General features: G+C 62.5%; 1 protein-coding gene. It reads right to left on the bottom strand.

Going from position 1 to position 1,473, the window contains the following annotated elements; all coding sequences use genetic code 11:
• Nucleotides 1–117: 117 nt before the first annotated feature.
• Nucleotides 118–516, bottom strand: a complete 399-nt coding sequence (locus ACTWQJ_RS51255; RefSeq protein WP_443313178.1) for a helix-turn-helix domain-containing protein — start codon at nt 514–516, stop codon at nt 118–120.
• Nucleotides 517–1,473 lie beyond the last annotated feature (957 nt).

Below are 1,473 nucleotides of genomic sequence, written 5' to 3'. Positions count from 1 at the left end.
TCAAGTGGACCAAGACCGCCGACGAGATCCTCAAATCCCTCGCCGACTACCTCACCAAGATCGCTACACCGGCCACCAAAAACCAGCATGAGACTTAAGCCCAGGATTTCAGGCGCATCACACTAGGAGGTCGAGTAGCCGTCCGAGGACGAACGCCGGGGTGGAAAGGTTCTCAAGCAGCAGGCGTAGTCCGGCGCTGATCTGCTGGTCGTCGGCACACCTGGGTGCGTGGGTGGCAGACGTCCGGGCGATCTCGTACAAGTAAATTCGCTCGACAGGGGTGAGGCGCAGAATCCTGGCGACCGAGTCCAACAACGCGTCTGACACGTTGGGGCAACGGCCCTGCTCGAAGCGGACGTAGTAGTCCATGCTGATGCCGGCGAGGTCGGCCACCTCTTCCCGCCGAAGGCCGGGCACACGGCGCGCTCCAGGCCCGAGCGGCAGACCCGCCTCCTCGGGTGTCACCCGGGCACGGCGTGAGCGCAGGAAATCTCGGAGCATCGTGTTGCGGCTCATTGGGGCCGCCGCATGGTAGCGAAGGGGGGTACTGGCGTACCTAGGGTCGTGGCCGTCCCAGGGACAAACGCGTCCCTTCCGTGCCTGACGGTTATGTCATCAGCTACAGGCATGCCAACTCTCTCGGGCGAGGTCGAGCGGGTGCTTTCCGCAGGCGTCGCTACTCGAATGTCAGCTCTGTTCAAGAGGCAGTCCGAGGCGCGTTTTGACTTCTGCGGGACTGGTGGGACTGGTGGGAATGGCGGGACGCCGTTAGATCTGTCCGGAGGGTCGGTGGCGTGACGGCGGGCGAGGAGCAGGTGCTCGAGGAAAGCAGGGCGTCGGCGTTGCCACGCAGGGCGTGGCGGCACTCGGTGCATCGGGGCTGAGAGGTCGTCGATCATCGGGACTGCCTCGCGCGGATGTGGGCTGGCGGGTGCGGCGGGAATGCGTACTACAGGACAGGGTCCCGCTGCCTATACGAACTCGCATCCGTAGCGTTCCTGGCGGGATGCCCTTGAGCGGATCATGCGGACGTGGACGCGTTCGGCCTGCGACAGTGCGGCGGGGTGCGGCCTGCGTCTCTTGAACAGAGTCGTGGGTGACTCCACGACCTGGACGATACCGACACATGTTCGATTTGCTGGCGTATCGAGCACGAGACTCGCGAAACAGACCTCACACGCATAGGTGCACGGCGGCCATTTCTCTTCAACGGCATAATTGCACAACGTGGCGGAGTGCTACTTTTACTAAGCAGCGACATCTGACTGGAGGGTCAGAATCGAAGAATTTCTCTTGCCTGGCAAGTAACCCTCCGGAAAATCAGAATTGAGGCGCCATGAAGCATGTGGAAACCGAGGCACCCCCGACCGGCCAGTCACCGCCTGATGTCTCCCGGGTTGATATCACTCTCACCGTCAACGGCACAGCTCATCGGCTGGAGATCGACTCGCGTGTGACGCTGCTCGATGCGCT

Origin of the sequence: Streptomyces sp. KR55, from assembly GCF_052245645.1 — a bacterium.
Taxonomy (GTDB): Bacteria; Actinomycetota; Actinomycetes; order Streptomycetales; family Streptomycetaceae; genus Streptomyces; species Streptomyces flavusporus.
This window is presented reverse-complemented; position numbering and strand designations above follow the sequence as displayed.